We start from the raw sequence: 18,144 nt of genomic DNA, 5'->3' as shown, positions 1-18,144 counted from the left end.
CGTCTCTTCGCTCCGCAAGCTCCGCTCACCATCGTCTTTTCGCTCCGCAAGCTCCGCTCACCATCGTCTTTTCGCTCCGCAAGCTCCGCTCATCATCGTCTTTTCGCTCCGCAAGCTCCGCTCACCCTGCCAACCGCACTGTCGTGGTAGCGCCCCAGATGGCGAGCGACAGGAAGAAGTCGAGGAGCATCTGCACCACGATCGCCGCGCGCACCGCCCTACCCACTGCCACTCCGACTCCGGCCGGGCCGCCGGACGCGGTGTAGCCGTAGTAGCAGTGCACGAGGATCACGACGATGCTGAACACGATCACCTTGAGGAACGACCACAGCACGTCCTCCGGCGGTAGGAAGAGGTAGAAGTAGTGGTCGTACGTGCCCGCGGACTGCCCGTAGAACCACACCGTCACCTGCCGCGACGCCACGTACGACGACAGCAGACCCACCAGGTACAGGGGAATCACGGCCGTGACCGCGGCGATCACCCGCGTGGTCACGAGGTAGGGCAGCGACGGCACCGCCATGACCTCGAGCGCGTCGATCTCCTCGGAGATCCGCATCGCGCCGAGCTGCGCGGTGAACCCGCAGCCCACGGTGGCCGACAGCGCGAGCCCGGCCGCCAGCGGCGCGACCTCGCGGGTGTCGAAGTACGCGGCGATGAACCCGGTGAGCGCGGACGTGCCGAGCTGGTTGAGCGCCGAGTACCCCTGCAGGCCCACGATGAGCCCGGTGAACACGGTCATGCCGATCATCACGCCGAGCGTGCCGCCGATGACCGCGAGCGCGCCGGAGCCGAAGAACACGTCCGACAGCAGACGCAGGATCTCGCGCGGGTAGTGGGCGAGCGTGCGCGGCACCCACGCGAGGACACGCACGTAGAACGCGAGCTGCCGGCCCAGTGTGGCGAGCCCGTCCGCGGGCTGGGTGGCGACGACGACCAGCCGTCGCGGCACCTTCGGCGGAATGTCCACTGTGGCCATTACATGCCCTTCGGCGGAACGATCTGCAGGTAGATGCCCGTCAGGACCACGTTGATGAGGAACAGGAGCAGGAAGGTGATCACGACCGTCTGGTTCACCGCGTCGCCGACACCCTTCGGCCCGCGCCCCGGGTTGAGCCCGCGGTAGGCCGCCACGATGCCGGCGACGAACCCGTACAGCACGGCCTTGATCTCGCTGATCCACAGGTCCGGCAGCTGCGCGAGCGCGTTGAACGACGCCAGGTACGCGCCCGGTGTACCACCCTGCATGACCACGTTGAAGAAGTAGCCACCCGCGACCCCGACCACGCTGACGAGCCCGTTGAGCAGCACCGCGACGATCGTCATGCTGAGCACGCGCGGCACGATGAGCCGCTGCACCGGTGACACGCCAAGGACTTCGAGCGCGTCGATCTCCTCACGGATCGTCCGCGACCCGATGTCCGCGCACATGGCCGACCCACCCGCACCCGCCACCAGCAGCGCGGTGATCAACGGCGACGCCTGTTGCACGATCGCGAGCGCGCTGGCCGCGCCGGTGAACGACTGCGCGCCGATCTGCTGTGTCAGCGACCCGAGCTGCAACGCGATGACCGCACCGAACGGGATCGACACGAGTGCCGTCGGCAGGATCGTGACGCTCGCGAAGAACCAGCACTGCTGGATCAGCTCACGCCACTGGAACGGCCGCCGGGGCGTGTACCTGACGACCTCCCAGGCGAGCGTCGACATGCGCCCCACCTGGGCGAGCGCACGCACAGGCGGGGGACGCACGCCAGCTTCATTGCTCATGTGCCATCACCCGTGAGGTACAACGACCGCGATCCGTTGCGGTTACCCGAAACTCGACAAAGAATGGGCCGCGGTCACACCCCCGTCCGCCACGAACTCGGCGCCCGTGCAATAGGAGCTCTCATCGCTGGCCAGGAACAGCACCAGCTCCGCGATCTCGGGTGGCTGGCCCACCCTTTTCAGCGGCACCCGTTTGCCAACATAGGTCAGGTCGACGGGCTGCCCGCCGAGCGCGGTGGGCAACAGGCCCGTTTCGATCGCGCCGGGGTGGATGGAGTTCACCCGCACCCCTTTGCGCGCCAGTTCCAGCGCCGCCACCTTCGTCATGCCGCGTACCGCGAACTTGCTGGCGGTGTACGCGGTCAGCGCCGGTGTCGCCGCCAGTCCCTCCACAGAGGACACGTTGACGATGGAGCCGCCACCGCCGTCGACCATCAGCGGCGCGACGGTGCGCATGCCGAGGAACGTGCCGACCTGGTTCACCTGGATCACTCGCATGTAGTCGTCGAGCGCGGTCTCGGTGAGCAGTGCGAAGTGCAGGATGCCCGCGTTGTTGACCAGCACGTTCGGTGGTCCGTACACCTCGACCGCCTCGGCGACCGCGGCCGTCCACTCGTCCTCCCGCGACACGTCCAGGTGCACGTAGTGCGCGCCGATCTCGGCGGCGAACTCCTTGCCCGCCTCGTCGTTGACGTCCGTGACGACGACCCGCGCGTCCTCTTCCGTGAACCGCCGCGCGGCGGCCGCGCCCTGTCCACCGGCGGCGCCGGTGATCAGCGCGACCTTCCCGGTCAGCCGACCCATGTCACATCAACTCCTCAGTGAGTGGCATCAGGACCGTCTTGAGTTCCGTGTAGGCCTCGAACGCGCTCTGCCCGCCCTCACGCCCGAGCCCGGACTGCTTGAAGCCGCCGAACGGCAGGTGCGGCTCGACCTGGAACCCGTTGATGCCGACCGTGCCCGCCCGCAGGCGCCGCGCGAGCCGGAAGGCCCGGCGTGCGTCCGCCGTGTACAGACCGGCGCCGAGACCGTACTCGGTGTCGTTGGCGATCGCGACGGCCTCGTCCTCGTGCTCGAACGGGATCACCGCGAGGACCGGCCCGAAGACCTCCTGGCGGGCGATGTCCATGGTGTTGTCCACGTCGGCGAAGATCGTCGGCCGCACGAAGTTGCCCGCCGCGAGGTCGCCCTCGACGCGCTCGCCGCCGCACACGACCCGCGCGCCCTGTTCCTTGCCTCGGGCGATGAGGCCCATGACGTGGTCGAGCTGCTTGGTGTTGATGAGCGGGCTCGCCAGTGTGGACGCCTCGAACGGGTCGCCGTAGGTGATCGCGCCCGCCATCATCTCGGCGGCGCCGAGGAACTGGTCGTAGACGTCCCGGTGCACCAAGGCGCGGGTGTGCGCGACGCAGGCCTGCCCGGACAGTCCCATGGTGACGGTGCCCATGGTGGTCATCGCGGCGAGGCCGATGTCCGGTGCGTCCGGGAACACCAGCGTCGGGCTCTTGCCGCCCAGTTCGAGCGAGACCCGCTTGAGCGTGTCGGCCGACGCGGCGACGATCCGTTTGCCGACGCCGCGGCTGCCGGTGAAGCTGACCTTGTCGACGAGCGGGTGGGTCATCAGCGCCTCGCCGGTCGGGTCACCCGGTCCGGTCACGACGTTGACCACACCGTCCGGGATACCCGCCTCGGCGAGAAGCTCGACCATGCGCAGCACGCAGAACGTGGCGTACTCGGACGGCTTCAGCACCACCGTGCACCCGGCGGCGAGCGCGGGCGCGAGCTTCTGCGCGTACAGCAGGAACGGCCCGTTCCACGGCAGGATCGCCGCGACCACACCGATCGGCTCGCGGAAGGTCATCGCGAGGTGGTCGCCGCCCTGGTACGGGGTGAGCGTCTGGCCGCCGAGCTTGTCGATCCAGCCCGCGTGGTGGTCGAACGCGTCCGCGGCGGCACCGACCGAGGTCGCGTACACCGGCCCGAACGACAGCGGCACGCCGTTGTCGAGTGCCTGCAGGCCACGCAGCTCGTCGGCGTGGTCGCGCAGGAGGTCCCCGTACCGGTGCAGTGCCTTGACGCGTACCCCGGCGCGGGTGTTCGACCAGCGGCCGTCGTCGAACGCGCGGCGCGCGGCCTGGACCGCCTCATCCACATCGGACGGTCCGGCGACCGCGATGTCGCCGATGGCCTCGCCGGTCGCGGGGTGGAGGTGCGTCCACGTCTCGCCGGACGTGGCACCGCGCCACTTCCCGTCGATCAGCAGCATGCCGTCCGTGAGCCCCACTTCGTCCCGGCGGGCGAGCAGACTGAGCGTCATTGCCCCTCCTCGAGCGACATCAGGTCCATCGCGGCGAACGTCTTCCCGGGGTCGCGGTCGGCGAAGTACGCCCCCACCGCGGTGTCCAGCGCCTCCGGAGTCCACTGTGGATGGTCGAACCGCGCTTCGACGGTCGGCGGCGCGAGCAGCGCCACCATGCCGCCGTACACGACGAACACCTGTCCGCTGATCTTGTCGGCGGCGGGCGAGGCGAGGTAGGCGACGAGCGGCGCGACGTGGTCCGGGGACAGGGGATCCACACCGGCCGGAGCGGCCCCGAAGGCCGCCGCGGTCATGGCGGTCCTGGCGCGCGGGCAGATCGCGTTGGCCCGCACGCCGTACCTGGCGAGCCCGCGCGCGGTGGCGAGGGTGAGCGAGGTGATCCCCGCCTTGGCCGCGGCGTAGTTCGGCTGACCTTCCGAGCCGAACAGGAACGCCTCCGACGCGGTGTTCACCACGCGCCCGTACGTGGTGCCGCCGTTGGCCTTGGCGTGCCCCCGCCAGTAGGCGGCCGCGTTGCGGGACAGGAGGAAGTGGCCGCGCAGGTGCACGCGGACGACGAGGTCCCACTCGTCGTCGGTCATGTTGAACAGCATCCGGTCGCGCAGCACACCCGCGTTGTTCACGACGACGTGCAGCCCGCCGAACCGGTCGATGGCGGTCGTGGTCAGCGCCTTCGCGGTGTCCGAGTCGGACACGTCGCCGCGCACGAGCACCGCCTTGGCACCCAACGACTCGATCTCGTCGACCAGGTCCGCGCCGGAGACCTCGTCGACGTCGTTGACCACGAGGTCGGCGCCCGCGCGGGCGAGCGCGAGCGCTTCGGCCCGCCCCAGCCCGGCACCAGCGCCGGTGACGATCGCGACCTTCCCGGCGAGCATCAGCAGACGACCATCTGTCGGATGACGTTCGCGCCGTCCCGCAGGGCGTCGTTGACCTCGTCGAGCGTGATCCGCGTGGTGATCATGCCGTCGAGGTCGAGCTTCCCGTAGCCGAAGGCCGGGTTGCCGCCGGTCTCGACGACCTCGCCAGCGCCCTCGTGCCCGAGGACGCCCGGCGCGAGTGCCGGCAGCGTGCCGTCCATGGCGGAGATGTCGCTGTGGCACACGCCGGTGGCACGCACCCGGATCCGGACCTCCTCGGGGCCGACGGCGGTGGTCGTCACGTCGTCGCGCAGCTCGAGTTCGGCGTCCCCGATCTGGTTGAGTACCGCCGCCTTCATCGCCGGACCTCCTCGTTTGGCCAGGACTCTAGTACATTCTTAGAACGTGTTCTAGTGTTCAGGGAGGGCGGATGCACATCGCGTACACGCCGGCGCAGGAAGCACTGCGGCGCGAACTGCGGGCGTACTTCGCCACGCTGATGACGCCCGAGCGGCGGGAGGCGCTCGCCGCGGGCGGCGACTACGGCGACGGTGAGGTGTACAAGGAGATCGTGCGGCAGATGGGGGCCGACGGCTGGCTCGCGCTGGGCTGGCCGGAGGAGTACGGCGGACAGGCCCGGCCCATGATCGACCAGCTCGTCTTCACCGACGAGGCGGCCGTCGCCGGGGCACCCGTGCCGTTCCTGACGATCAACACGGTCGGCCCGACGATCATGCGGTTCGGGACCGAAGAACAGAAGCGGTTCTACCTGCCGCGAATCGCCTCCGGCGAGCTGCACTTCGCGATCGGCTACTCCGAACCGGAGGCCGGGACGGACCTCGCGTCGCTGCGGACCAGGGCTGTCCGCGACGGCTCCGGTGACGACGCGGACTGGGTGGTCAACGGGCAGAAGATGTGGACCTCGCTGATCTCCTACGCCGACTACGTGTGGCTCGCGTGCCGCACCGACCCGGACGCGCCGAAGCACAAGGGCCTGTCGATCCTGATCGTGCCGACGGACGCCGACGGTTTCTCGTGGACGCCGGTCCGCACGATGTCCGGGCCGACCACGAGCGCGACGTACTACCAGGACGTGCGGGTGCCCGCCGACGCGCTGGTCGGTCAGGTGAACCGCGGCTGGCCGCTGATCACCAACCAGCTCAACCACGAACGCGTCGCGCTGACGTCGTCGGCGCCGGTCCGCGAGGCCCTGCGTGAGGTGCGCGAGTGGGCGCAGGCGACGAAACTCCCCGACGGGCGGCGGGTGATCGACCAGGAGTGGGTGCAGCTCCACCTGGCCCGGGTGCACGCGAAGGCCGAGTTCCTGAAGCTGGTGAACTGGAAGATCGCGTGGGGCGCGGACGACGACACGGGCAAGGGGCTCAACCCCGCCGACGCGTCCGCGACCAAGGTGTTCGGCACCGAGTTCGCGACCGAGGCGTACCGGCTGCTCATGGAGGTGCTCGGGCCGCAGGCGAACGTGCGGGCGGGCTCCCCGGGCGCACTGCTGCGCGGCCGGATCGAACGCATGCAGCGGGCGTCGCTGATCCTGACGTTCGGCGGCGGGACCAACGAGGTGCAACGGGACATCGTGGCAGCGGTCGGTCTCGGCCTGCCCGTGGCGAAGAGGTGAGCTGTGGATTTCTCCTTCAGTGACGAGTGCACCGACCTGGCGGAACTGGCCAGGACGATCGTGGCCGACCACCTGACACCCGTCAGGCTCGCCGAGGTCGAGGCGACGGGCGACCGGTTCGACCGTGCACTGTGGACGGACCTGGCGAAGGCGGGCGTGCTGTCCGCGGCGCTGCCGGAGTCCGTCGGCGGCAGCGGGCTGGGACTCCTCGAGCAGTGCGCGGTGCTCGTGGAACTGGGCCGCGCGGTCGCGCCGGTGCCGTACCTGTGCTCGATCGTGCAGGCCGCGTCGGCGATCGCGGAGTTCGGCACCGACGCGCAGCGGGCGGCGTGGGCCGCCCCGGCCGCGGCCGGGGCGCTGGTGCTCACGGCGGCACTGTCCGAAGAGGTCGATGTCGATCCGGCGCGGCCCGCGACAACCGCCGAGCGTGCAAGTGCATCTGCACAATGGCATGTGCACGGTTCAAAAGTCGCGATGCAAGCCGGACCTGTGGCGAATCTGTTTCTGGTGCCCGCGGAAACCGCGCTCGGACTGACTGTGTTCCTTATCACTCCAACGGATTCGGGTGTGACCGTACGGCGCCAGGAGATCGTCGACGGCGATGTCGAAGGATTGCTGGAACTCGACGACGTCGTTCTCGGCGACGACCGCGTGCTGGGCGAGCCCGGCGGCGGCTCGGCGGTCGTCGACTGGCTCACCAGCCGTGGCACGGTCGGCCTCTGCGCGCTCCAAGCAGGAGTTTCGGCCGAGAGTCTGCAGATGACGGCGAAGTATGCAACTGGCAGAGTGCAATTTGACCGACCGATTGCGACATTTCAGGCAGTGGGACAACGCCTCGCCGACTGTTACATCGACGTCGAGGCGATTCGGCTCACCCTGTGGCAGGCCGCTTGGCGACTGTCCAAAAATCTGGCTGCCCACAATGAGATCGCGACCGCGAAGTTCTGGGCCGCCGATGGTGGTCACCGCATAGCCCATGCCGCGGTACACATTCACGGCGGAGTGGGTATTGACGTGGACTACCCGTTGCATCGATATTTTGTGGCCACGAAACGCATCGAGTTCACTCTTGGCGGCGCCACCACGCACCTGCGCCGCATCGGTACAGCACTGGCCGCGGAGCCGGCCTGAGGAGGTTTTCGCATGACCGCGCAGGGGGATCAGGTCCCCACCGTCACCGAGCTGCTGCTCGCCCGCGCGGAAGATGCGGACCCCGGACTCGTGTTCGAGGGCCGGCAGTGGACCTGGGCCGAGCACCTGCGGGAGTGCGCCGACCGCGCGGCGTTGCTCCGGTCGCTGCGCAGGCCCGGTCCGTTCCACGTCGGCGTGCTGATGGACAACACCCCCGAGTTCTCGTTCCTGCTCGGCGGCGCCGCGCTCGCGGGCGCGGTGGTCGTCGGCCTGAACACCAGCAGGCGCGGCGAAGCGCTGGTCAGGGACATCAAACTCGCCGACTGTCAGGTTGTGCTGACCGACAGCCGGTACGTGGAACTGTTGCAGGGCTTGGAGATCGGCGCCCGCGTGCTGGACGTCGACTCGGCGGCCTGGCACGTCAGCGCGTACCGCCACCAGTACGCGCCGCTCGAAGCGGTACCCGCCACCCCGGACGACCTGCTGATGCTGATCTTCACGTCCGGCACCAGCGGCGAGCCGAAGGCGGTCCGCTGCACGCACGGCAAGATCGCGGGTCCTGGCAGGATGCTGGCGGCCCGGTACGGCCTTGGCCAGGGTGACACCACGTACGTGTCGATGCCGATGTTCCACTCGAACGCGATCATCGCGGGCTGGGCGGTGGGCCTGGCGGCGGGCGCGCGCATCGCGCTGCGGCGGCGGTTCTCGGCGTCGGGCTTCCTGGAAGACGTCCGGGACTACGGCGTGACGTACGCGAACTACGTGGGGAAACCGCTCTCCTATGTGCTTTCCACCCCGGAGAAGCCGGACGACGCGGACAACCCGCTGAAGGTGATGTTCGGCAACGAGGCCAACGCACGCGACGTCGAGGCGTTCGCGACGAGGTTCGGCTGCCAGGTGGTGGACGCGTACGGCTCGACCGAGGGCGGCATCGTCGTGCCGCGCCCGCCGGGCACGCCGCAGGGCTCACTGGGTCACCTGGATCCCCCGCTGGCGGTGCTGGACCCGTCGGGAGCGCCGTGCCCACCTGGCGAGGTGGGCGAGCTGGTGAACACGTCGGGCGCGGGCCAGTTCGCGGGCTACTACAAGGACTCGTCCGCCGACGCCGACCGCGTCCGCGACGGCAGGTTCTGGAGCGGCGACCTGGTCTACCAGGACGAGGACGGCTACCTGTTCTTCGTGGGCCGCACCTCGGAGTGGCTGCGGGTCGATGGTGAGAACCTGGGCGCGGGCCCGATCGAACGGGTCCTGCTGCGCCACCCGTCGGTGGCCGAGGCGGCGGTGTACGCGGTCCCGGACCCGCACGCCGGCGACCAGGTGATGGCCGCGCTGGTGGTACGCGGCGAGTTCGACCCGGATGAGTTCGCGGAGTTCCTGGCGGCGCAGACCGACCTGGGCCCCAAGCAGGTCCCGAGGTTCCTCCGCATCACGGCCCGCCTGCCGAGAACGGCCACCTACAAGGTGCTCAAGCGCACGTTGTCGGCCCAGCGCTGGCGCACCCCGGACACCGTGTGGTGGCGCCCGGGACGTGAACTGGAGTTCGAACCGCTGACCCCGTCGAGCGACCCAATCCGGCTCGACTGGGGTGCCCGGTCCGTGCGACCCTGAGGTCATGCCTGACAAACCGGAATCCACGTCCGTTCCCGAGTCCGCCGAGGCGGAGCCCGAGCAGGAGGATGTGAAGGCCGCTTTCCGCGCGGCACTGGAGCGCAAGCAGGCGCAGAACCGCAAGGGCCAGGAACACGCGGACGCCCGCTCCAAGGTGGACAACGCCCACGGCCCCGCGGCCGCGAAACGCACGTTCCGCCGCAAGAGCGGCTGAACTGTCGATCACATGGGGGCCGGCCTTCGTGCCGGCCCCTTTTCGTGCCCTGAGTTGTCCACAGCAGGGGTAGTTATCCACAGGCTGGCTCGGTTCGCCTGGTTTTGTCGGTACCCACTGGTAGACTGGCAAGGCGGGATGCCCCCGGGACAGGGTGGGGGTTGCGTTCCGGGCGGTTTGGCCCGCTGATCTGGCTGGTTCGGCTGTGCGGCGTGCTTGGGGTTGACCCCGCTGCCCCGGTCCGCCCTGCTCCGGCTGCTGTGGGTGGTTTGTCCTCGCCGGACGGGCCTCCTCGCCAGAGTGGCAGGTCTCCGGGATGGCAGCCTCGGGAGTGGTGTGGGCTCGCGCCCCCTTGCGGCTCCCTTTGTTGCGGCCCGCTTCGCGGGCAACCTGCCGCGGTGCGTCAGCTCCGCAGTCTCAGCAGCAGGTACGCCGCGATCGACGGACCGTCGGTGATCACGCCGTCGCGCAGCATTCGCTCCACCTCGCCGCGTGGGAACCACTCCTGCCGCATGTCCTGTTCGGTGGCCTCCCGCTCCGGCCTACCGGGTGCCAGGTCCGTCGCGAGGAAGACGTGGCACCCGAGTCCCGACATCGCGTTCGCCGGGTTGAGATACCCGATCCGCTCGAGGTTCCCGGCCGTGAGCCCGGTCTCCTCCCGCAGCTCGGCGGCCGCCAGCTCCTCCGGCGTGCCGGTGACACCCTGCGGGAACGACCCCGACGGGAACTCCCACGACCGCGCCCCCACCGGGTACCGGTACTGCTCGACCAGGTGGAACCCGTCGTTCTCGAACGGCATCACCAGCGCGAAGTCGGCGGCGTCCACCACCGAGTAGATGCCCTGCGAGCCGTCCGCTCGCGCGACCTGGTCCTCCCGCAGCGACAGCCACTGGTTCTCGTACACCAACCGCGACGACAGCTGCCTCACGACCGCACCCTGCTCCCCACAGCCCCTCCGGCCAGCGCGAACCCGGCCACGCCGAGAGCGAGCGCCTTCACGTACGCATCGTGTAGAGCAGGTACGCGGCGAGTGACGAGTCGTCGGTGATCACGCCGTCGCGCAGCATCCGTTCCACCTCGCCGCGCGGGAACCACTCCTGCCGCATGTCCTGCTCGGTGACCTCCCGCTCCGGCCTACCGGGTGTCAGGTCCGTCGCGAGGAACACGTGGTAGCTCTGGCCGGTGATGCCGTGCGCACCGTTGAGGTACCCGAGCCGCTCGAAGCGGCCCGCCGTGAAGCCGGTCTCCTCGCCCAGCTCGGCGGCCGCCAGCTCCTCCGGCGTGCCCGTGACGCCCTGCGGGAACGCGCCCTGCGGGAAGCACCAGCGCCGCTCGCCGAGCGGGTACCGGTACTCCTCCACCAGGTGGAAGCCGTCGTTCTCGAACGGGATGACCAGCGCGAAGTCCGGTTTGTCGATCACCGAGTAGATGCCGCGCGTCCCGTCGGCGAGCTCGATCTCGTCCTCGCGCAGCGTCAGCCACGGGTTCTCGTACACGATCCGCGAAGAAAGCGTCCTGATGCTCACGCTTTCAGTCTGGCCCGCGCCTCCTCGACCTCGGTGAGCAGGCTCGCCATGACCTCCGCGACCGGGCGGACCTCGTTCATCCGCCCCACGATCTGGCCGACGGGCATCGCGACCACGTCCGGGTCACCGCCCTTCGACATCCGGAGGTGCGCCTCGCCGACGAGCATGTTCTGCAGCGGCATGGGCAGCGGCTCCGGGGCGTCCGCCTCGGTCCACGCCTGCGTCCACTTGTTCTTCAGCAGCCGCGCGGGTTTGCCGGTGTAGATCCGCGACCGGACGGTGTCACTCGACGTCGCCCGCACGAGCGCGGTCTGGACCGCGCTCTCGCCCAGCTGGTACTCGGCGGTGGTGAGCCAGTACGAGCCCATCCACACGCCGGACGCGCCGAGCGCGTGCGCCGCCAGCACCTGCCTGCCGCTGCCGATCCCGCCGGCGGCGAGCACGGGAACGCGCTCGCCGACCGCGTCGACGACCTCGGGGACCAGCACCATCGACGCGATCTCGCCGGTGTGCCCGCCCGCCTCGTAGCCCTGCGCCACGACGATGTCCACACCGTTGTCGACATGTCGCCTGGCGTGCTCCGCGGTACCGGCGAGCGCCGCGACCGGCACCCCGGCCTCGTGCGCGCGCTCGATGACGTCCGTCGGCGGTGAACCCAACGCGTTGGCGATCAGGGAGATCCGGTGGCCCAGCGCGACGTCCACATGCGACCGGGCGACCGAGTGCAGCCAGCCGAGCACACCCGCGTCGCCCGCAGACCCACCGGAGAGCGGCGGCACGCCGAGCTTGAGCAGCGTCCGTTCGACGAACTCCTTGTGCCCCTGGGGAACCAGCGCGGACAGGTCCTTCGGCGTGCCCTCGGTCGGGATCTTGGCCGGCATCACGATGTCCACACCGTACGGACGGCCACCGGTGTTCTCGTCCATGAAGGACAGTGCGGCGTCGAGGTCGGCCGGGTCGTTGTACCGCACGCAGCCCAGCACCCCGAGCCCGCCCGCGCGGCTGATCGCCGCCGCGACGTGCTCGGACGGCGTGAAGCCGAAGATCGGGTGCTGGATGCCCAGCCGTTCGCACAGCGCCTCAGACCCCGACATTGGCCGCCTTCCAGGTGGGATCGTGCTCCTCGGTGTAGGTCTTCGCCCAGCGGTAGTCGGGTTTGCCGCTCGGCGCGCGGCCGACCTGCTCGACGGTCCAGATGCTGCGCGGCGTCTTGTACCCGGCGAGTTGTTCGCGCACGTGCGTGTCGAGCGCCACGAAGTCGACATCGCGGCCCTCCCACGGCTGCACGAGCGCGGCGACCCGCTGTCCCAGACGTTCGTCAGGTACGCCGACGACGAGCGCGTCGAAGACGTCCGCGTGGGATTTCAGCGCGGCCTCGACCTCTTCCGGGAACACCTTCTCCCCGCCGGTGTTGATCGAGACGTTGCCGCGGCCGAGCAACGTGATCGTGCCGTCCTCCTCGAGCCGCGCGTAGTCGCCCGCGACCACGTACCGCTCGCCATCGACCTCGACGAAGATCGACGCGGTCTTCTCCGGGTCCTTGTAGTAGCCGATCGGCACGTGCCCGCCGCGGGCGAGCCTGCCGGTCTCCCCGGGCGCTACCTGACGGTTGTCATCATCGATCACGATGGTCTTCGGGCCGCCGTTCACCCTCGGCCCGCCCGCACCCGGCTTCGAGCCCTTGAGGATCACGCCCATGCCCTGGAAACCGCTCTCCGACGACCCGATGGCGTCGGTGATGACGGCGTTCGGCAGCGCCTCGAGGATCTGTTCCTTCACCGACGGCGAGAACAGCGCGGCGTGGCTGGAGAACGCGATCACCGACGAGGCGTCGTAGTCGCCCTCCTGGTAGGCGGCGAGCAGTGGTCGCGCCATCGCGTCACCGACGATCGTGACCACGCGGACCTGGTGCCGGTCAATCGCCTGCCACACCTCGTGCGGGTCGAACTGCGGCAGCAGCACCACGGTGTCACCGGCGAACAGGGCAGGGAGCGTGGCCCACTGCGCGGCGCCGTGGATGAGCGGCGCGCACGGCAGCCGCGTCATGCCGCCGGACTCGCGGCCGCGCTGCGACTGCGCCCACTCGTCGGGCAGCGCCTCGCCGGTGTAGAAGTCGATGCCGCCGCCGAGGGTGCGCCACACGTCCTCGTGCCGCCACATCACGCCCTTCGGGTAACCGGTGGTGCCGCCGGTGAAGAGGATGTAGAGGTCGTCGGGGCTGCGTTCACCGAAGTCCCGCTCGGTCGACTGGTCTGCGAGCGCGTCCTCGTACCCGGTGCTGTCGCTGGGCAGGTCGGTGCCGTCGTCGATGACGAGCGTGTGCCGCACGCCGGGCGTGTCCGGCAGGACCGCCGCCATCCGGTCGGAGAAGCGCCGCTCGTGGACGACGGCGACGAGGTCCGCGTTGTCGAAGAGGTATCGCAACTCGTTCTCGACGTAGCGGTAGTTCACGTTGACCGTCACCGCACGCAGCTTGTACGCCGCGAGCAGGGTTTCGATCGCCTCGATGGAGTTGCGGCTGTAGAGACCGATGTGGTCGCCGCGCCCGATGCCCTGTTCCGCCAGGTGATGGGCCAGTTGGTTGGCACGCCCTTCCAGTTCGGCGAAGGTCGCCGCGCGGTCGCCGCATGCGATCGCGGTCCGGTCGGGAAAGGCGTCGACTGCATGCTCGAAGAGGTCCGCGATGTTGAGGGCCACGGAACTAAATTAGAACGTGTTATCGTTTCTGGCAATGCCTGAGCAGGAGGTGAATTCATGGCGGACTGCCTCGTCGAACTGAACGGCCAGGTACTGGTCGTGACGATGAACCGCCCGGCGGCCCGCAACGCGCTCTCGGCCGAGATGCTGAAGATCATGCGCGAGGCGTGGGACCGCGTCGACGAGGACCCCGCGGTGCGCGCGTGTGTGCTGACCGGCGCGGGCGGCGTCTTCTGCGCGGGCGCCGACCTGAAGGCCATGACCACGAACCACCCGAGCGAGAACTCGTTCGACGCGTCGGTGATCGAGCCGCTGCTGAAGGGCCGCCGCCTGACCAAGCCCCTGATCGCGGCGGTGGAGGGCCCGGCCATCGCGGGCGGCACGGAGATCCTGCAGGCGACCGACATCCGGGTGGCAGGCGAAAGCGCCCGCTTCGGGGTGTCGGAACCGCGCTGGGGCCTGTACCCGCTCGGCGGCTCGGCGGTGCGGCTGCCGAGGCAGATCCCGTACACGGTGGCCGCGGACCTGCTGCTGACCGGCCGCCACATCCGGGCGGCCGAGGCGCTGCGGATCGGCTTGATCGGTCACGTGGTGCCGGACGGCGAGGCCCTGCCGAAGGCCATGGAACTCGCGGAGGCGATCGCCGCGAACGGCCCGGTGGCGGTGCGGGCGATCCTCCGCACCATCCGCGAGACCGAAGGCATGCACGAGAACGAGGCGTTCACCCTCGACGCGGAGATCGGCCTGAAGGTCTTCGCGAGCGAGGACGCCAAGGAGGGCCCGAAGGCGTTCGCCGAGAAGCGCCCGCCACGATTCCAGGACCGGTGATCGCGCTACGCTGCCTCGCGTGCGATCACTGGCAGGAGTGTTGTCGGTCCTTGCCCTGTGCTGCGTCGGCTGTACCAGCGGCGACGACACGGCGAGCGCGCCGATGACCACGACCACCGTCGACGACGGCAGACCGTACGCCGATCCGATGGCCCTGCTGAAGCAGGCGCGGACCACGCCGGGGCTGACGTGGACCCGGTGCGACGACCACGTCTACAGCGACATGAACGCCATCGACAACGTCCGCTGCTGGGTGGAGGACACCGAGGTCATCCTCATGACCTGGGGCGAGTCCAAGCAGCTCGTGAACAACCTGCGCGTCCAGGTGCACGATCAGACCGTCGTGATCGGCGACCGGTGGCACATCGTGTGCGTCTCGTCCGAGATCTGCGAGACCATCGCGCCGGCGCTCGGCGGGCAGGCCGAGCCCGCGGTGGTCGCGCTCGCGGCCAGGCAACCGAGCGTCCCGACCACGTGATCAGATGGCGCGCTCCCGCCCCACCCAGTAGGGATCGCGCAGCTTTCGCTTGTACAGCTTGCCGTTCGGGTCGCGCGGCAGCTCCTCCGCGTAGTCGACACTCCGCGGCAGCTTGAACTTCGCCAGCCTGCCCGCCGCGAACGCCAGCAGCTCCGCCGTCAGCTCCGGTCCCGGCGACACCCCGGCAGCGGGCCGCACGACAGCCTTGATCTCCTCGCCCCAGTCGTCGTTCGGCACGCCGAACACCGCCACGTCCGCCACCTTCGGGTGTACCGCCAGCTCGTTCTCGATCTCCGCCGGGTAGATGTTCACGCCGCCGGAGATGATGAGATCGGCCTTCCGGTCGCACAGGTACAGGTACCCGTCCTCGTCCAGATACCCGATGTCCCCCAACGTGAACAGGTTCCCCACCCGCGCGGCCCGCGTCTTGTCCGCGTCCTTGTGGTACTCGAACGTGGACTCGCCCATCCGCATGTACACCAGCCCGGGCGTGCCCGCCGGCACCGGCTCGCCGGACTCGTCCAGCACCGCCACCACCGACCCCGGCCACGCGCGGCCGACCGATCCCGGCTTCGCCAGCCACTCCTGCGCGGAAATGGCCGTCCCGCCGCCCTCGGTCGCCGCGTAGTACTCGGTCACCACCGGACCCCACCAGTCCAGCATCCGGCGCTTGACCTCCTGCGGGCACGGTGCGGCGCCGTGGATCATGCACCGCAGCGACGAGACGTCGTAGCGTGACCGGACGTCCTCGGGAAGTTCCAGCAACCGGTGGAACTGGGTCGGGACCATGTGGCTGTGCGTCACGCGGTACTTCTCGATGAGCCGCAGCATCTCCTCGGGCCGCCAGCGGTCCATCAGCACCGCCGTGTGTCCCAGTTGGACGGAGTTGGCCACGAAGTTCAGCACCGCCGTGTGGTACAGCGGCGAACCGCAGATGTGCACGTGCCCGTCGAACGGCCCGATCCCGAAGATCCCGAAGAACCACGACGCGGCGGGCGGTACGACGTCCGGGTCCGCGCCGGTCAGCGGCCGCCGCACGCCCTTCGGCCTGCCGGTGGTCCCGGACGTGTACAGCATCGGCGACCCCGCCGTCCGCACGTCCGGCCGTCCGGTCTCGTCGGCCCCCAGCGAGGACAAGGGCGAGAATCCCGGCACGTCGCCGACCGCGAACCCCGCGACCCCGGTGCGGGACAACGCGTCGGCGGCCGTGTCGGCGAAGCGCTCGTGCGCGATGAACGCCTTCGCGCCGCTGTCCTCGACCAGGTACGCGACCTCGGCGCCGACCAGGTGCCAGTTCGCCATGACCACGTACAGCCCGGTCTGGAACGCTCCGAAGTAGACGGACACCAGGTCGATGCCGTTGGGCAGCAACAGCACCACGCTGTCACCGGGCGACAGGCCCATGGCCTGGAAGCCGCGGCCGTAGCGGTCGGCCGCGGCGGCCAGCTCGGCGTAGGTCACCTCCCTGCCGTCCGGATCGACCACGGCGGTCAGGTCAGGCTGCTCTCTGGCGATGTTCCACAGTCCGGTCGAGGCCACCCCGTCAATCTAGAACGTGTTTCAGTTCTCGGCAAGAACCGAGGCGACCGAGCGCACCTGCGCGGCGTCCTGACCGCCCACCATCAGCATCGTCACGCCGCGGTCGCCCCACTGCTTGACCTGCGCACGCACCTGCTCGGCGGTCCCGATCATCGCGGTCTCGGCCACCAGCTCATCCGGCACCGCGGCCGCCGCCTCCGCCTTGCGGCCCGCCCGGAACAGCGCGGTGACCTCGTCCACGACCTCGCCGTACCCCATGCGGCGGAACAGGTCGGCGTGGAAGTTCTTCTGCTCGGCCCCCATGCCGCCCGCGTACAGCGCGATCACCGGCCGGTGCCGGTCGTACGCGGCGGCCGCGTCGTCGGTGACCGTGATCGACACGTTCGCCGCGACCTCGAAGTCGGCCCGCGACCGCCGCGCGCCGGGCCGCCTGAACCCCTCGTCCAGCCAGGAGTTGTACTGCTCGGCGAGCTTCTCCGAGTAGTACACCGCGAGCCAGCCGTCGGCGATCTCGGCGGCGAGCGCGACGTTCTTCGGCCCTTCCGCGCCGAGCCAGATGGGCAGTTCCGCGCGGAGGGGATGGGTGATCGGCCGCAGCGGCTTGCCCAAACCGTCCGCACCCTGACCGGTGTAAGGCAGCGGGTAGTGCGGCCCCGCACTGGTCACGGGCGCCTCCCTGGCCAGCACCTTGCGCACGATGTCCACGTATTCGCGGGTGCGGGCGAGCGGCTTGCCGAACGGCGCGCCGTACCACCCCTCCACGACCTGCGGCCCCGACACCCCGAGCCCGAGGATCGCCCGCCCGCCGGACAGGTGGTCGAGCGTGAGCGCGGCCATGGCGGCCGCCGTCGGCGTGCGGGCCGACAGCTGCGCGACCGCCGTCCCGAGCCGCACGTGCCGGGTCGCCGACCCCCACCAGGCGAGCGGCGTGAACACGTCCGACCCCCACGACTCGGCGGTGAACACCGCGTCATACCCGGCCTCATCCGCGGCGACGACCATCTCCGCCGCGTTGGGCGGCATGCCGGCGCCCCAGTACCCGAGCTGCAGTCCAAGTTTCATGACCCGATAGTAGAACGGGTTCTCAGCGGCATCAGTGTGTCCCGGTTGGACTGTTCCCGGTGAGGTCGTACAACTCGGGGAACGTGCTCGGCACCGCGTTCAGCGCGGCGCGGAAGCCGGCGACGTCGGCCGCGTACGCCTCTTCCGGGTGGATCGAGAGCGCCATGCCGATGCCCCGCACGACCCGCCACCCTGGCACGAGGTCGGTGGTCTCGGTGGACGTCTCCTTGAGCGCGGCGCTCGCGGCGCTGATCAGGTCGAGCGTGTTCACGCGATAGGTGTGGATGATCGTGGCGCGCTCGTTGACGAGCGTGCCGAGCCCGTTCGCGATGACGGCGTGGCTGAACAGCGTCGGTTTGGTCGACGCCCTCGCGGTAGACCGTCGTCTCGGGGTCACCGGGCACCCAGATCGTGCCGGGGCAGGACACGTCCCCGACCTTGCCCGATCCGCCGTCCTCGTACCAGTTCAGGAACGCGC

19 protein-coding genes are annotated in these 18,144 nt (G+C 69.8%); 6 read left to right on the top strand and 13 right to left on the bottom strand.

Going from position 1 to position 18,144, the window contains the following annotated elements:
- Positions 1 to 121: 121 nt before the first annotated feature.
- From FHR82_RS01680 to FHR82_RS01655, 6 genes are read right to left on the bottom strand one after another with little or no spacing between them, the layout of a single operon-like run.
- Positions 122 to 979, bottom strand: a complete 858-nt coding sequence (locus FHR82_RS01680; protein WP_184808428.1) for an MlaE family ABC transporter permease — start codon at positions 977 to 979, stop codon at positions 122 to 124.
- Positions 979 to 1,770 (bottom strand): MlaE family ABC transporter permease, encoded by a 792-nt coding sequence (locus FHR82_RS01675; RefSeq protein ID WP_184808427.1) that lies wholly within the window; start codon positions 1,768 to 1,770, stop codon positions 979 to 981. Before FHR82_RS01675 ends, FHR82_RS01680 begins: the two co-directional genes overlap by 1 nt.
- A 42-nt stretch (positions 1,771 to 1,812) precedes the next feature.
- Positions 1,813 to 2,574: a glucose 1-dehydrogenase gene (locus tag FHR82_RS01670; protein WP_184808426.1), complete on the bottom strand. Its 762-nt coding sequence runs from the start codon at positions 2,572 to 2,574 to the stop codon at positions 1,813 to 1,815.
- 1 nt (position 2,575) lies between these two features.
- Positions 2,576 to 4,087 carry an aldehyde dehydrogenase family protein gene (locus FHR82_RS01665; RefSeq protein ID WP_184808425.1) on the bottom strand — a complete coding sequence of 504 codons (1,512 nt, stop codon included), beginning with the start codon at positions 4,085 to 4,087 and terminating at the stop codon, positions 2,576 to 2,578.
- A complete protein-coding gene (locus FHR82_RS01660) occupies positions 4,084 to 4,971 on the bottom strand; it encodes a 3-oxoacyl-ACP reductase (protein WP_221463374.1) in 888 nt (295 codons plus the stop codon). The genes FHR82_RS01665 and FHR82_RS01660 overlap by 4 nt, the downstream gene beginning before the upstream one ends.
- Complete coding sequence (locus FHR82_RS01655; protein WP_184808423.1) at positions 4,968 to 5,309, bottom strand: alcohol dehydrogenase catalytic domain-containing protein; 342 nt, start codon at positions 5,307 to 5,309, stop codon at positions 4,968 to 4,970. Before FHR82_RS01655 ends, FHR82_RS01660 begins: the two co-directional genes overlap by 4 nt.
- A 71-nt stretch (positions 5,310 to 5,380) precedes the next feature.
- On the opposite strand from FHR82_RS01655, the gene FHR82_RS01650 reads away from it, so the two are divergent.
- Genes FHR82_RS01650 through FHR82_RS01635 form a run of 4 tightly spaced genes read left to right on the top strand, consistent with a single transcriptional unit; the run spans position 5,381 to position 9,536 of the window.
- Positions 5,381 to 6,583: an acyl-CoA dehydrogenase family protein gene (locus FHR82_RS01650; RefSeq protein WP_184808422.1), complete on the top strand. Its 1,203-nt coding sequence runs from the start codon at positions 5,381 to 5,383 to the stop codon at positions 6,581 to 6,583.
- Positions 6,584 to 6,586: 3 nt separating this feature from the next.
- A complete protein-coding gene (locus FHR82_RS01645; RefSeq protein WP_184808421.1) occupies positions 6,587 to 7,714 on the top strand; it encodes an acyl-CoA dehydrogenase family protein in 1,128 nt (375 codons plus the stop codon).
- Between the two features lie 12 nt (positions 7,715 to 7,726).
- Positions 7,727 to 9,322, top strand: coding sequence for a long-chain-fatty-acid--CoA ligase (locus tag FHR82_RS01640; protein ID WP_184808420.1), 1,596 nt, complete (start codon positions 7,727 to 7,729; stop codon positions 9,320 to 9,322).
- A 4-nt stretch (positions 9,323 to 9,326) separates the two neighbouring features.
- The gene (locus FHR82_RS01635) at positions 9,327 to 9,536 is read left to right on the top strand and encodes a DUF5302 domain-containing protein (RefSeq protein WP_184808419.1); all 210 of its coding nucleotides are present in this window, start codon (positions 9,327 to 9,329) and stop codon (positions 9,534 to 9,536) included.
- Between the two features lie 403 nt (positions 9,537 to 9,939).
- Here FHR82_RS01635 and FHR82_RS01630 read toward each other — a convergent pair whose 3' ends face one another.
- From FHR82_RS01630 to FHR82_RS01615, 4 genes are all read right to left on the bottom strand, one after another.
- Positions 9,940 to 10,464: an NUDIX domain-containing protein gene (locus tag FHR82_RS01630; RefSeq protein WP_184808418.1), complete on the bottom strand. Its 525-nt coding sequence runs from the start codon at positions 10,462 to 10,464 to the stop codon at positions 9,940 to 9,942.
- A gap of 67 nt (positions 10,465 to 10,531) precedes the next feature.
- Positions 10,532 to 11,062 carry an NUDIX domain-containing protein gene (locus FHR82_RS01625; protein WP_311770818.1) on the bottom strand — a complete coding sequence of 177 codons (531 nt, stop codon included), beginning with the start codon at positions 11,060 to 11,062 and terminating at the stop codon, positions 10,532 to 10,534.
- Positions 11,059 to 12,156 (bottom strand): NAD(P)H-dependent flavin oxidoreductase, encoded by a 1,098-nt coding sequence (locus FHR82_RS01620; RefSeq protein ID WP_184808417.1) that lies wholly within the window; start codon positions 12,154 to 12,156, stop codon positions 11,059 to 11,061. The genes FHR82_RS01625 and FHR82_RS01620 overlap by 4 nt, the downstream gene beginning before the upstream one ends.
- On the bottom strand, positions 12,143 to 13,759 hold the full coding sequence (locus FHR82_RS01615; protein ID WP_184808416.1) for an acyl-CoA synthetase: 1,617 nt from the start codon (positions 13,757 to 13,759) through the stop codon (positions 12,143 to 12,145). Before FHR82_RS01615 ends, FHR82_RS01620 begins: the two co-directional genes overlap by 14 nt.
- Positions 13,760 to 13,816: 57 nt before the next feature.
- Between FHR82_RS01615 and FHR82_RS01610 the strand changes: the two genes are divergently transcribed.
- Both FHR82_RS01610 and FHR82_RS01605 read left to right on the top strand, forming a co-directional pair.
- Positions 13,817 to 14,587, top strand: a complete 771-nt coding sequence (locus tag FHR82_RS01610) for a crotonase/enoyl-CoA hydratase family protein (protein ID WP_184808415.1) — start codon at positions 13,817 to 13,819, stop codon at positions 14,585 to 14,587.
- Between the two features lie 19 nt (positions 14,588 to 14,606).
- Complete coding sequence (locus FHR82_RS01605) at positions 14,607 to 15,065, top strand: hypothetical protein (protein WP_184808414.1); 459 nt, start codon at positions 14,607 to 14,609, stop codon at positions 15,063 to 15,065.
- Here FHR82_RS01605 and FHR82_RS01600 read toward each other — a convergent pair whose 3' ends face one another.
- From FHR82_RS01600 to FHR82_RS01590, 3 genes are read right to left on the bottom strand one after another with little or no spacing between them, the layout of a single operon-like run.
- Positions 15,066 to 16,604 (bottom strand): acyl-CoA synthetase, encoded by a 1,539-nt coding sequence (locus tag FHR82_RS01600; RefSeq protein ID WP_184808413.1) that lies wholly within the window; start codon positions 16,602 to 16,604, stop codon positions 15,066 to 15,068. It lies immediately after the preceding gene.
- A 21-nt stretch (positions 16,605 to 16,625) separates the two neighbouring features.
- On the bottom strand, positions 16,626 to 17,666 hold the full coding sequence (locus FHR82_RS01595) for an LLM class F420-dependent oxidoreductase (RefSeq protein WP_184808412.1): 1,041 nt from the start codon (positions 17,664 to 17,666) through the stop codon (positions 16,626 to 16,628).
- A gap of 31 nt (positions 17,667 to 17,697) precedes the next feature.
- Entirely contained in the window at positions 17,698 to 18,063 is a 366-nt protein-coding gene (locus FHR82_RS01590; RefSeq protein ID WP_184808411.1) for a hypothetical protein, read from the bottom strand.
- Positions 18,064 to 18,144 lie beyond the last annotated feature (81 nt).

Origin of the sequence: Actinophytocola algeriensis, assembly GCF_014203735.1 — a bacterium.
GTDB classification, from domain to species: domain Bacteria; phylum Actinomycetota; class Actinomycetes; order Mycobacteriales; family Pseudonocardiaceae; genus Actinophytocola; species Actinophytocola algeriensis.
Note: the sequence above shows the minus strand (reverse complement) of the source record. Positions and strands in the feature narration are given on the sequence as shown.